General features: G+C 41.7%; 13 protein-coding genes and 1 rRNA gene. 4 read left to right on the top strand and 10 right to left on the bottom strand.

Annotated features, from left to right (window positions below; all coding sequences use genetic code 11):
- The 6 genes from BLW54_RS17300 to BLW54_RS17285 all read right to left on the bottom strand — a co-directional run.
- A 16S ribosomal RNA gene (locus BLW54_RS17300) occupies positions 1 to 184 on the bottom strand; the annotation flags it as partial.
- 455 nt (positions 185 to 639) lie between these two features.
- The gene (gene yxzF, locus BLW54_RS21420; protein ID WP_500683379.1) at positions 640 to 732 is read right to left on the bottom strand and encodes a small protein YxzF; all 93 of its coding nucleotides are present in this window, start codon (positions 730 to 732) and stop codon (positions 640 to 642) included.
- Between the two features lie 63 nt (positions 733 to 795).
- Positions 796 to 1,812 carry a MoeB/ThiF family adenylyltransferase gene (locus tag BLW54_RS17295; RefSeq protein ID WP_035511127.1) on the bottom strand — a complete coding sequence of 339 codons (1,017 nt, stop codon included), beginning with the start codon at positions 1,810 to 1,812 and terminating at the stop codon, positions 796 to 798.
- A gap of 23 nt (positions 1,813 to 1,835) precedes the next feature.
- Positions 1,836 to 2,636 (bottom strand): SDR family NAD(P)-dependent oxidoreductase, encoded by an 801-nt coding sequence (locus tag BLW54_RS17290; RefSeq protein WP_035511095.1) that lies wholly within the window; start codon positions 2,634 to 2,636, stop codon positions 1,836 to 1,838.
- Positions 2,637 to 2,916: 280 nt separating this feature from the next.
- Positions 2,917 to 3,072 (bottom strand): hypothetical protein, encoded by a 156-nt coding sequence (locus BLW54_RS20795; protein ID WP_167358835.1) that lies wholly within the window; start codon positions 3,070 to 3,072, stop codon positions 2,917 to 2,919.
- A gap of 392 nt (positions 3,073 to 3,464) precedes the next feature.
- Complete coding sequence (locus BLW54_RS17285) at positions 3,465 to 4,235, bottom strand: LysM peptidoglycan-binding and 3D domain-containing protein (RefSeq protein WP_035511125.1); 771 nt, start codon at positions 4,233 to 4,235, stop codon at positions 3,465 to 3,467.
- A gap of 381 nt (positions 4,236 to 4,616) precedes the next feature.
- Here BLW54_RS17285 and BLW54_RS17280 point away from each other — a divergent pair, with 381 nt between their 5' ends.
- The gene (locus tag BLW54_RS17280) at positions 4,617 to 5,672 is read left to right on the top strand and encodes a class I SAM-dependent methyltransferase (RefSeq protein WP_074736064.1); all 1,056 of its coding nucleotides are present in this window, start codon (positions 4,617 to 4,619) and stop codon (positions 5,670 to 5,672) included.
- 173 nt (positions 5,673 to 5,845) lie between these two features.
- On the opposite strand, the gene BLW54_RS17275 is transcribed toward BLW54_RS17280, so the two are convergent.
- The gene (locus BLW54_RS17275) at positions 5,846 to 6,607 is read right to left on the bottom strand and encodes a MerR family transcriptional regulator (protein ID WP_074736061.1); all 762 of its coding nucleotides are present in this window, start codon (positions 6,605 to 6,607) and stop codon (positions 5,846 to 5,848) included.
- Positions 6,608 to 6,846: 239 nt separating this feature from the next.
- On the opposite strand from BLW54_RS17275, the gene BLW54_RS17270 reads away from it, so the two are divergent.
- Positions 6,847 to 7,317, top strand: coding sequence for a DinB family protein (locus BLW54_RS17270; protein ID WP_035511090.1), 471 nt, complete (start codon positions 6,847 to 6,849; stop codon positions 7,315 to 7,317).
- Between the two features lie 192 nt (positions 7,318 to 7,509).
- Positions 7,510 to 8,982 (top strand): catalase, encoded by a 1,473-nt coding sequence (locus tag BLW54_RS17265; protein WP_035511089.1) that lies wholly within the window; start codon positions 7,510 to 7,512, stop codon positions 8,980 to 8,982.
- Positions 8,983 to 9,026: 44 nt separating this feature from the next.
- On the opposite strand, the gene BLW54_RS17260 is transcribed toward BLW54_RS17265, so the two are convergent.
- Together BLW54_RS17260 and BLW54_RS17255 are read right to left on the bottom strand one after the other, a co-directional pair.
- A complete protein-coding gene (locus tag BLW54_RS17260; RefSeq protein WP_035511087.1) occupies positions 9,027 to 9,719 on the bottom strand; it encodes a Type 1 glutamine amidotransferase-like domain-containing protein in 693 nt (230 codons plus the stop codon).
- A gap of 20 nt (positions 9,720 to 9,739) precedes the next feature.
- Positions 9,740 to 10,627 (bottom strand): formate/nitrite transporter family protein, encoded by an 888-nt coding sequence (locus tag BLW54_RS17255; RefSeq protein ID WP_035511084.1) that lies wholly within the window; start codon positions 10,625 to 10,627, stop codon positions 9,740 to 9,742.
- A gap of 112 nt (positions 10,628 to 10,739) precedes the next feature.
- Here BLW54_RS17255 and BLW54_RS20790 point away from each other — a divergent pair, with 112 nt between their 5' ends.
- Entirely contained in the window at positions 10,740 to 10,913 is a 174-nt protein-coding gene (locus BLW54_RS20790; protein WP_167358834.1) for a hypothetical protein, read from the top strand.
- 94 nt (positions 10,914 to 11,007) lie between these two features.
- Here BLW54_RS20790 and BLW54_RS17250 read toward each other — a convergent pair whose 3' ends face one another.
- Positions 11,008 to 11,454, bottom strand: coding sequence for a DUF4064 domain-containing protein (locus tag BLW54_RS17250; protein ID WP_074736058.1), 447 nt, complete (start codon positions 11,452 to 11,454; stop codon positions 11,008 to 11,010).
- Position 11,455 lies beyond the last annotated feature (1 nt).

Raw genomic sequence — 11,455 nt, 5'->3', positions numbered from 1 at the left:
ATTAGCCCCGGTTTCCCGGGGTTATTCCGGTCTTACAGGCAGGTTGCCCACGTGTTACTCACCCGTCCGCCGCTCGTTCCACGAGCTTCACCCCGAAGGGATCCACTCGCTTCCCGCGCTCGACTTGCATGTATTAGGCACGCCGCCAGCGTTCGTCCTGAGCCAGGATCAAACTCTCCATAAAAGTTAAGTTTGACTTGCTCATTTGCACACCGAATGTGCTTGTTTAAAATCTCTTCTATATAAGAAGAAATGTTTGACGTACTGGTTGGTTCGTTCAGTTTTCAAAGATCAATGTTTGGTTCGCCTCTTCAAAACAGCGACTTAATTAATGTATCATGTTCAGTCGTTATCGTCAACAACTTTTTTATGATTTATTTTGTTAAGCCGTTGCGGCTTGCCGCTCTCTTAACGCGACAAGTAATAATATATCATGGCTCATAAAACCTTGCAATAGTTTTTTTAATTCTTTTTTAAGATTATCACCTTCTGGAACGTAATCGTCTTTTTTCCTCCTTATTATATAGGATGAATTTCAACACCGGTGGTTATAACCATACACCATAGCTCCTACTTCAGACTGCGAGGCGACGGCTGTGTTCCTAATGAAAAAATGAAGCAGGCAGTAACCTGCCCGCTTTAGTAACGACCTCTTCGCTTACGCATGAATTTTTTTATGATTGGATAAACAATTGGTCCATATTTGAATACACGTTTAAGTAGTCGGCCCATGATGCACTCCCCTTATTAGTTGATATTCCTTTTATTCCCCATTAAACGAATGGACAAACAATTTCACCCGCCAACAATTTTATGGTAGATAGACTTCGCTTCTTTAATATCTTTTGTTCCATGGATTAACACGCGCCCATCCCTAAAAAACACCATGCGATATTCGGGGCTTTTAAAAGAAAGTAGAAAGGGGTTCTCTTTAATTTCCCCCTTCGGCAAAAGCTTCTTTAGCTTCTCCAAATCTCTTTTCTCCTTTATTCCAGGACGGATTTGCACCGTATCCCTTCCACATAACACGGCTGTTTTAGTCATTTTTTCACCAGAAAGATAAGGATAACTGGGCGCCTCCCCACAAGAGAAGCAGTCATTTTTTTGAATCCGATCTGTTTTAATAATAGAATAATCATTTTTCCAAAGATCAAATATCATCAGACCTTTGCGAAGGGACGTTTCATCCGAGACTAATATTTTTAGAGCTTCTGTAACCTGGTGAGAGGTCACCATTTGAACTGCTGGGCTAATTACCCCGACCGTATCACATGTAGCCCCTCCCATAGGGACACTACTAAGCAAACAAGAAAGGCAAGGGGTTTTTCCCGGAATAATCGTATAACTCATCCCGTTACTTCCTACACAACCTCCATAAATCCAGGGGATTCTGTATTTTTGTGCGAAGTCGTTAATCAGCATGCGTGTTTCAAAGTTATCCGTTCCATCAATAATCAAATCAACACCATTAGAATAGCGCTCGATTTCTTCAATTTGGACATCTTCAACAATGGCAGTTATGTCAATCCCACTATTAATTTCTTGTAATCGTTGTTTAGTAGCAATGGCTTTAGGAATACGTTCCTCCACATCTTTCTCTGTGAAAAGTTGCTGGCGTTGCAAGTTACTTACCTCTACATAGTCTCGATCGATGATTGTTATTTTGCCAACCCCTGCCCTAACAAGTTGTTCAGAGCTGCTTGTCCCTAAAGCGCCCGCCCCAATAAGAAGCACATGCGCTTCTTGGAGTTGGGCTTGTCCTTTCTCCCCAATTGGTTTAAAAAGTTGCTGCCTTGCATATCGTTCTCCTATCAAAGATCCAGCCTCCTCTCAAATTATCGCATGACACTCCCGCCTGAGATTTTCAATGATTCACCAACGATATTGGTAGAGGCTTCCGTTAAAAGATAGACAATAGTACGAGCGACTTCACTCGGTTCACTCAATTTGCCTGAAGGGATACCCTTCTCTGCAACCTTTCTCTGCTTTTCATAAGTTCTACCTTCCCGTTCTCCTTTAGACCGGATTGATTCCCGGCCCATAGTCGTATCTACATATCCAGGGCAAACGGCATTCACACGCACCCCATGTTCAATGGCCTCATGTGCAAAAGATTGGGTGAAACCTATAATCGCAAACTTCGATGCACTATATGCTGTTCCTCCATGTGTTCCACGTAATCCCGATAATGATGAAAGGTTGACAATGCTCCCCCGACCCTGACTTTTCATGCTTTTATAAACTTCCTGGGTGAAGAGAACGGTTGAAAAATAATTAAACTCCATCACTTTTCGTAAATCTTCTTCCCTAAGATCTTCGAGAGGCCCGCCTCCCGTGATTCCAGCAGAATTGACGAGGCCTGTTACAGGGCCAATCGTCTGTTCGGCGTCTTGGACCACTCTCCTTTGTGATGATTTCTCATTCAAGTCCGCTACCTTAACGCAAATCTGAACCTCTCCATTTATCGTAGCACATTCCTTTTTTAAGGATGTCAATTTTTCTTCATTGCGACCAGTAATAGTGATATGACCACCAGCCCTAACTACTTCCTTCGCCGTCTCATATCCGATCCCACCTGTAGCTCCGGAAATAAGGGTATGTTCGTTTTTCAAAGCCTCTTGCGAAAAAATATTCATCGTATCCGCCTCCTTAGCGAATACGATAACCCATCTCTTCTGTATGTAAACCTGTAAAACTGTATCTTCAACTTCTCCCTGAACCCTAAAAAGAAGACCTTTTGCAGCGGATAAAGAACCCCTCATCTTCATCTGCTATTTTCTACATCTATAAAAAATCAGCGCCTCATGACTGATTCTGTCAATAAAGCGCTGATCCACGGGACAACTTCTTTTAAGAAATCGGCCATGTTTATTCTTTTTCTATTACTTCTCATAGCTACCTCCACCACTTCTAATGCTATTTCCGCTTGTTGTTCGGCTTACGGAAAGAGAATAGAACCTTTCCACTCCGTGTACGCTTCACGCCTTTAGCTCTTGGCTGGACTTGGGCTTCAGGACTATTTTTGTAATCCTGATCGAAAAGCTCACGGGCTTTTGAGTATAGCAGAGTCATAGTGGTGACCTCCTTTTCTATTTAGGATATGAAACGATTCCCTTTGATATTATTAGTAAAACGTCGTAAACGCAAGAAAAATTTATAATTTATACGTATTTTTCTTGCTAAGGGTGTTAAACAAGGAATCATTAATACCTAGCGATACCCACAGCGGTTGATTTTAATACTTATTTATGTTGAAAAAATTTAATTTTTGTCGAGGAAACGGATGTCGCCCTTCCCTTTATAGGAGCTGAATTTTATCAAAGTTACAGATATTCGTAATGGATAGTACTTCCTAGGAAAATGCTTAGGATTACCTCTTTCTGCTTAGAAGGGATTTTTTAAGATAGTATTTTTCTAGACATAAAAAAGAGACGATCTTTTAAAAGATCGTCTCTTACTATCTCTTATTCATATACTTTGACTTCTACTGTTTTACGACCAAAATCAATAGCGTCGGATTTTTCAGGCATGAACACGTCGATACGGTTTCCATTAATTGAACCACCAACATCCCCGGCGATTGCTTTACCATAACCCTCTACATAAACTTCTGAACCAAGCGGGATCACATTTGGATCTACTGCAATTACTTTTTGGTCAGGGTTAGCTTTCAGGTCAATCCCTGTAGAAGTAGTCCCAGAGCACCCTTCACAAGAGGCTGTATAAGCTGTCGCCTCCATATTCAAAGTTTTTACAACACCATCCTCAGATGGCTGACTGGACGTTTGGGCTGCTTCTGCCTCATTATCATTGGAAGTATTCTCGGTAGATTTTTTATCCGCAACCGCAGACCCTTCAAGAGAAAGCTTGTCCCCTGGATAGATGAAGCTTGAGTTAAGATTGTTCCAAGCTTTCAACTCTTCCACACTTACATTGTTTGCTTGTCCTATGCTATACAGCGTGTCACCAGCTTGAACTGTATGAACAGTATTGGAAGTTTCAGGTTGTGCTTCTACTTTCTGTCCTTCATTAATAGAAAGAACTTGATTAGGAAAAATCAAATCAGAAGAAAGGCCATTTTCTTCTTTTATATCTTGAACAGATACTCCTTTATCCTGAGCAATGCCCCAAAGAGTATCGCCTTTTTCTATTTTAACCTCATCTGCACTTACTGTTGTTGCTGTTACCGCCGAAACCGATGCGACCGCTGCCAAAGATACCACTGTCTTTTTCATCATTCTTACATTTCCTCCTTGGTTTAACAGTCTCGCTCAGCTCTGCGGCTAAGCGCTGTTCCAAAATCACATTACCTACTTTAACACGTCTAACCCATATGCCAATAACAGGACGGCAACAATCATTTTTCAAACATTACATCATCTTTACTCCATCGTAATAATTAGGTTTTAATGGTTAAATATACCTAAGGTTTCGCCCCTTGATGTAAATAAATCCCAAAACTTGACTCATAGTCAAAGTTTTGGGATTTATTGGATCGCCTGGTCTTACAATATATGGGTGACCTGGCCACCCATATATTGTAAGATGAATCTCATTGTAAACGCTTCCAATTAAAGGTATAGTTGTATAAAACAGACTGGAGAGGTGATAGGTAGATGTTACGTGAAGTTGTTTCAGAAGCAAGCACACCTAAGCCCTTTAATGAAGAGAATATCAATGAAACGTTTCTCCACCCGCAATACCGCATCGATCTTAGACGTTATTCGGATAAAGAGTACAATAAGTTCGTTCACCTGAATACTGTATCAGACTGGTCCCTTTTGACTTGGAAAGATATAGGTAAGCCTTTTGAAGTTCAAAAGTATTCAAAGGAACGGACCGATTGGGAGTTGGAACATGCTAGACAGATGGACCCGCAAACTTCATGGACTTATTTTAATAAAGCTTTTCACGAGTGGTTTATCAAGGATATACCAGCAGAAAAAACACATGGAAAAAAACAATTCATTAAAAGCTTACGCTCCTTTCATACAAAGGAAATAAAACATGCTCTTGGCGACCTTATTCAATTACAATTATGGAACTATATACACAGAATTCAAGATGGAATATGGGACCCCCGTGGCAAGAGAGCCCTGTTTGAAGGTTTACACTTAAAGAAACCTCGTATTCTATTCTTAGGTGCTGCCGAAGGTTACGAAGCTATGCAGCTTGGCGCCATGTATCCAGGGTCGGAAATTATCATGGTCGATTATGATGAGTATTGCAAGAATACACGTTTTGCTGATTTTCCAGAAGACTACCCTTTCTTGGGGGAGAATCCTAAAACCGGTCAGGGAAAAGTCATCTATAAGGACGATCTAAATATCGAATACATCGTTGACGATATTCGCAATCTGGATTTCGGGAAAGAATTTGATATTGTTCTCTCCGTTGGTCTGTTGGAGCACTTTCCAGATAAATACAAACACGAAGTTGCTGATTGGCACCGCAGGTTTTTAAAAGAGGGTGGTTACGCTATCTTGACTACTCCAAGAAATCAGCTTCGGTCACGTCTCTACTATCATGTGATGGCAGATGTTATGAATCACACCTACCGTGAGTTAATGACCGTCGAGCAAATGGGGCTCTATATGTATGAAGCAGGGTTTAACATCTTGCGCCATGGATACATCAAAGTCCATAACGGACTTATCTGCCAGCCAAGATAATTTGGAAATCACTGTATGACCTAGTACAGGAGAGGACCAAGAAGAGCTATTTATTTATAAAACAGCGACTTACCGCCATGCACCTGTAAGTCGCTGTTTTTTCTCTTATTTGCTTCTGTCAATATTGCAGAAATGAATGGAGTATTTCACATACCATGACAACAAGGGATTCGTTAACCCAATCGGTCGCAGTAGGTGTGTATAGCTTTCTTTAAGAATTCGGCGTAGCCTTCATTCCATTTATCGATATTTTTGGTGAATCGGGGGTCGTTGACATACATATCCGCAAGCCCTCTAAAAATTTCTCCCTTACATTCGTAAAAATTATCTGTGATGTGCTGCCGTTTTTCACCAATCAGGCGCTGGACCTCTTCATCTGAAGGATCTCTACCCATCAGCTTTACCAACTCACGGTCAATACGATTACTTTCCTCCTGGATCCTTTTCCAATCTTCATCGGTATAATTATTTGTTTTTCGTTTCGATTCTTTGTAAGCCTCCGTATCTCCCCAACGCTCCTCTACTTCTTTTTCATATTTCTTCTGATGCTCCTCAATTTCACTCATATCAAATGGCTTAAATCGTTTTTCATCTTCCATTAATGTTCCTCCCCTTACGGTCTCGAGCGTTTGATCAACAGATTGTATCAATCGTTCCAACCGTGCTTTCTTTTTCCAAAGTATCTCCCGATGATGTTGTAATGCTTCTTCTTCATCAAATTCGGGGTCATCCAGAATCTGCTTTATTTTTGGCAGAGAAAAGTCCATCTCCTTAAAAAAAAGAATTTGTTGAAGGCGCGCCACCTCCCTTTCCCCATATAAACGATACCCCTTTTCATTGACATTCCCCGGGGACAGCAAACCAATATGGTCATAATGGTGCAAAGTACGCACACTCACCCCTGCCATTGTTGCAACTTCCTTCACTTTATACATCGGTGATCACCTCAGCTCTAACGATAAGGTATGACGTAACGTCAGAGTCAACGCCGTTTTAAAATGATTAATGAATGTCTTAGTCTTTTCTTCCAAAAATGCAGGACCGCACTTGTGTACACGCAAAAGAGACTAGGGAATTTTTCGTCGTTTATTGTAGTTTTCCGCTTTAAAAAGGGATTTAGTCGGGCTCCGGAGAATAAGAGGAGGAATAACAATTTTAATAAGGTTGTGTTCCTATGAATATGTATTGTCAGAGCGCATTCCATCAATTAGAAATCGTCATAGCTTCCATCTCTGAAATGGTTGGTCAACTTTCCGATGAGGATCTGGCCTTAAGACCAACAGAGGGCAAATATTCTATCGGAGAACTGCTTGAGCATATCGCGGCAATCCCAGCTGCTGATGGTCACATCACAGAAGGGGCTTCTAAAGAAGAAATGGAGCGCTTCTATGAAACGGTATCAATGAAAACAAAAGATGAAATTTTAGAACGTTTATTTGAAAATTTTTCGCAATTAAAAGCCCAATTTGAGAATTATACCGAAGAACATCTCTACACAAAAACCACTTCCTGGTGGGGGGTCACCAATACTCGTTTCGAGTGGCTGATTCAGATTGTGTCTCATATGTACCATCACCGTGGTCAACTTCATGCTATGTTAGTCCACACCTACAAAAAAGACCCGGAAATACTTCTTTTCGAATGATTGTTCCATATAACACCACACCAGGTCATCCAAATATTGGATGACCTGGTGTGGTTATTTATTCCATCCATACACTTTAAAACATTTTTAAGGGTTATTTATTTATAATTATTTTAAATAGATATTGATTTTTATAAAAATGCTATTATAATAAGGGGTGTAATCAATTTAAAAAAACTGAGGTGTATATTCATGTCAGAAAACAACCATAAATCTTCTCTAACTACAAATACCGGCGCTCCTGTCGGTGACAATCAGAACTCTATGACCGCTGGGTCCCGTGGTCCTACTCTTATACAAGATGTCCATTTGCTGGAAAAACTCGCCCATTTCAACCGTGAGCGGATTCCTGAGCGTGTCGTCCATGCCAAAGGCGCGGGTGCCCATGGGTATTTTGAAGTAACGAATGATGTTTCCAAATACACCAAAGCCAAATTTTTGGACGAAATCGGAAAACGTACCCCTTTATTCACACGCTTCTCTACAGTAGCCGGGGAAAAGGGTTCTGCCGATACTGTCCGTGACCCGCGGGGGTTCGCAGTCAAATTTTATACAGAAGAAGGAAACTATGATCTAGTGGGTAATAATACTCCTGTCTTCTTTATCCGTGATGCCATCAAATTCCCTGATTTCATCCATACACAAAAACGTAACCCGGCAACCAACTGCAAGGACCCTAATGCCGTCTGGGATTTCTTCTCCCTTTCTCCTGAATCCTTACATCAGGTAACAATCTTGCATTCAGACCGGGGAATACCAGCAACATATCGACATATGAATGGATATGGAAGTCATACCTTTAAATGGACAAACGCAGAAGGCGATTCTGTCTGGGTAAAATACCACTTCAAGACTGAACAAGGAATCCAGAATCTTAGCGAAGAAACAGGAACACGAATGGCTGGTGAAAATCCTGACTATAAAACCCAGGATCTCTACGAATCCATTGAAAAAGGGAACTACCCTTCTTGGAAAGTATATGTTCAGATTATGCCAATCAAAGATGCTGACACGTACCGTTTCGATCCCTTTGACGTCACAAAAGTATGGTCACACAAAGACTATCCGCTCATCGAAGTTGGACGCATGGTCCTTGACCAAAACCCGAAAAACTACTTTGCAGAAGTAGAACAGGTGACATTCTCTCCTGGAACACTTGTCCCAGGAATTGAACCTTCTCCTGATAAAATGCTGCAGGGCCGATTATTTGCTTACTCTGATGCCCACCGTTATCGTGTAGGAGCTAATCATGATGCTCTGCCTATCAACCGCCCACGTGCCCAAGTGAACAATCACCAGCGTGATGGTTTCATGCGTTTCGATGGTAACGGTGGTGTTCAGCCTAACTATGAACCAAACAGCTTCGGAGGGCCAGAAGAAATACCGGAAAGTAAACCAGCTTCCTTTAAAGTAAGTGGTGCTGCTGCTAGTGTAGAATATGATCATAACGATCATTACACACAAGCTGGTGATCTTTACCGTATGATGGATGATGGAGAACGCAGTCGCCTTGTCAAAAACATCGTAGATTCTATGCAACCTGTAGAAAACGACGAAATTAAGCTCCGTCAGATTAAACACTTCTATAAAGCGGACCCGGAATACGGGCAACGTGTAGCGGATGGCCTTCGTTTAAACGTTCCACAAGAAGTACATCAGGCCTAAAATATTACAAAACCCTTGTGCCAGCATTGGCACAAGGGTTTTGTCTATCCTAAATAATCCATATTCAGCCTATTTTCCTCAACCTCTTTCTCTTCTACCCTCACATAAAAACCTTTCGCAGAAGATCGCGAACTTATATACTTCGCAGGGTCTATATCGATAAAGTGAATCGCTGCCCCATCATCAAGGGCGTATCCAGGGCGTATAGAACCCTCTTTAATTAAAGTTGTATAAGCCGGACGCCGTTCTACTTCTCCATCATAATGAGGACAGCAGCTACCTGGAAGAAACCCCAGGCAGGGAATCGGTTCAAGCTGATCTCCATATGAATCCGTTACCCCTTCATCAAACCAGCAAATGGCCCCAGCACTAATTCCAACAAGGATGACTCCCTTTTCCCATGCTTCTTTTAAAATCTCATCAATCCCCCACTCACGCCAGAGAACGAGAAGATTTTTGGTTGACCCCCCTCCTACATAAACGATATCCTGTTCCAGTAAAAATAGGCGTAAATCTCTCACCGGTGGCTTAAATAGGGAGAGATGAGAAGTTTCCGCCTTCTGATTAAACGCATCGTAAAAACGTTGGATATAAGAATCAGAATCACCACTAGCCGTCGGAACGAAACATACCTTCGGCTTTTCTTTCTCTGCTTGGGCTAAAATATAATCATCGAGTAAAGGGTTCTCCGGTTCCATTGAAAATCCCCCTCCGCCCATGGCTATGATTTGTTTCATCGTTTTACCTCCTTTTTATTCTACTTCCCCAAAGATGTCTGGATATCTTCTTTATAAGCATAAGAGAACAATAAGGAGACTAAGATAGCTCCTCCGATCAAATTTCCGATACTAGCAGGTACGAGATTAAATAAAATATATTCATACCAGGAGTATTTGTCAGATGCCAGCACGCCCATACTGAAATATCCCATGTTCGCTGCACTGTGCTGGAAATTTCCAGCAACGAAAAGAACAACAGGAAGGGCTGTGCCGAGAATCTTACCTGTTAAATCCCGGGCAGAAGTGGTCAAAAAAGCGGCCATCCCAATAAGCCAGTTCGCGATCACACCCGAAATCAGAACTTGAAACCAGCCTTTTACCCCGTGATCCATGAACTTCATTTTGTGCTCCAAGTACAAATCCAGCTCTGGATAGAAAGTACCGGCAAAAGATCCTGACCACTGAATTAAAACCGCCACCAAAAAGGCACCAATAATATTTCCAATATACGAAGATATCCAAAATTTATAGATACTCTTTTTCATCAATCCTGACTTATTGAACAAATAAGATGGAAGAAGAACATTAATTTCTGTAAAAAGGACAGCACCGGATATAAACACCATTGAATAACCGGCTGAGAAACCAAGTCCTGATAATAAATGGTAAATACCTTTTGTTTCTATACCGACGGCAAGTAAAACGGAGAACACGGCACCGAAGGTCATAAAAGAACCAGCCGTAAGAGCAAGCAAAAACTGGGCTCGAAAAGGCTTATGGAGATGGTCCCTTCCCTTTTCCCCGAATTCATCCACGATCTGTGACGGGAGGTAAAACTGCCGTCCAGGATGATCTATTGTTTGTTTAGTATCTGTTTCTTTGTTTTTATTTACTTCTGACTGACGCATATTTTCCTCACTGTCCATGGTCATCCCTCCAATGATTCACACATTCCCGTTTCATAAACAACGTAATCCCCTCTGTATAAGATGATTACTTTGAGAGATGGTAAGAAAAACAAGGAAAAGAGGGATGAGCATGCCTAGAGATGAATTTTGCCTTGCCTGTGATGGTGAAGGGCTGCTTATGGATGATGAAGAGTGGCGTTATACATGTAAAGTATGTGGAGGGAGCGGTCTTCGCCCTCAAGAGGGCAGCGTGTATGACCGTCAGGTAGCGGAAGTCGATGACATGAACCGCTACATGGATTAAAAATAATGACCCTATAGCGAAAGCACGAAGGGAAAAGAAGTTGTTGATCTGAACAGTAAGAAAGACGCAGCCCTGGAGCTGCGTCTTTCTTACTTTAATCGCTTATTTCTTCGGCCGGATTTTTCGGTTTGCGGACAAGGGCAACAATTCCTGCGATCAGGTAAACGGCCCCTCCGAAAACGCCAATAAAGACAGTAGCAAACGTGAAAATAATGGCGGTTACAATCAAAATAATACCTGCTGCTTTCGGTTTCTTGTTCCCTTTAAGAAAGAGAGCAGAAAGAATTCCCAGACCGATCGCAATCAGGGCTGCGATCAACACAAACATAGCGAACGAGCCCATTGCATCAATCATCTGGCTTATTTCAGGCATCGATTCTTGTCCCTCCATCTGCATTTCAGGGGAATTCATGAAGTTTTCAAGCTCTTGTTTGACTTGCGGGTTATCTTTCGTATTCAGCAAAATACTACTCACAAGAACCGGCAGGCCGAAAAGGACCATCCCGATAATGGTCAGAACGATTTCTACAGTACGTTTCATT

The organism is Halobacillus karajensis (assembly GCF_900108515.1).
GTDB lineage: Bacteria > Bacillota > Bacilli > Bacillales > Halobacillaceae > Halobacillus > Halobacillus karajensis.
Note: the sequence above shows the minus strand (reverse complement) of the source record. Positions and strands in the feature narration are given on the sequence as shown.

Coding starts and splice junctions, on each gene's coding strand:
- BLW54_RS17260 (WP_035511087.1), bottom strand. CDS start 9,719: ATGAAACAAATCATAGCCATGGGCGGAGGGGGATTTTCAATGGAACCG.
- BLW54_RS17280 (WP_074736064.1), top strand. CDS start 4,617: ATGTTACGTGAAGTTGTTTCAGAAGCAAGCACACCTAAGCCCTTTAAT.
- BLW54_RS20790 (WP_167358834.1), top strand. CDS start 10,740: ATGCCTAGAGATGAATTTTGCCTTGCCTGTGATGGTGAAGGGCTGCTT.
- BLW54_RS17275 (WP_074736061.1), bottom strand. CDS start 6,607: ATGTATAAAGTGAAGGAAGTTGCAACAATGGCAGGGGTGAGTGTGCGT.
- BLW54_RS17270 (WP_035511090.1), top strand. CDS start 6,847: ATGAATATGTATTGTCAGAGCGCATTCCATCAATTAGAAATCGTCATA.
- BLW54_RS17290 (WP_035511095.1), bottom strand. CDS start 2,636: ATGAATATTTTTTCGCAAGAGGCTTTGAAAAACGAACATACCCTTATT.
- BLW54_RS17250 (WP_074736058.1), bottom strand. CDS start 11,454: ATGAAACGTACTGTAGAAATCGTTCTGACCATTATCGGGATGGTCCTT.
- BLW54_RS17255 (WP_035511084.1), bottom strand. CDS start 10,627: ATGGACAGTGAGGAAAATATGCGTCAGTCAGAAGTAAATAAAAACAAA.
- yxzF (WP_500683379.1), bottom strand. CDS start 732: ATGGGCCGACTACTTAAACGTGTATTCAAATATGGACCAATTGTTTAT.
- BLW54_RS20795 (WP_167358835.1), bottom strand. CDS start 3,072: ATGACTCTGCTATACTCAAAAGCCCGTGAGCTTTTCGATCAGGATTAC.
- BLW54_RS17285 (WP_035511125.1), bottom strand. CDS start 4,235: ATGAAAAAGACAGTGGTATCTTTGGCAGCGGTCGCATCGGTTTCGGCG.
- BLW54_RS17265 (WP_035511089.1), top strand. CDS start 7,510: ATGTCAGAAAACAACCATAAATCTTCTCTAACTACAAATACCGGCGCT.